Source organism: Pseudomonas sp. FSL R10-1339 (genome assembly GCF_009600545.1).
Lineage (GTDB): Bacteria > Pseudomonadota > Gammaproteobacteria > Pseudomonadales > Pseudomonadaceae > Aquipseudomonas > Aquipseudomonas bubulae.
Genome location: NZ_WIVQ01000333.1, coordinates 1 through 252 on the forward strand (window position 1 = coordinate 1; position 252 = coordinate 252).

Here is a 252-nt window from a genome sequence, read left to right on the forward strand (position 1 = left end):
GTCGCCAAAACCCTAAAAAAAGCCTACGCGGGCCATTCCGCCACGATGTCCGGCCATGACTATCAGCGTGTATATGCTCAGATGCTGGCGAAGTTCACCGCTGATAGTCAGCGCCGCCCCAGCATCAAAGCCAACAACCAGGCATTGCGTGTGCGCGAGAAACAGGCGCAGAAGGCGGACATCGCCGCGCAGTTTGCACAGCACGCGCCGAAGCCGCGTCCTTTGCCTCCTACTCCTACTCCTACCTTAGCC

Annotated in this window: 1 pseudogene; it reads left to right on the forward strand. The window is 59.1% G+C overall.

Annotated features, from left to right (window positions below):
- Window positions 1–252 (forward strand): annotated as a pseudogene (locus tag GHO03_RS25315) (hypothetical protein); the annotation flags it as partial.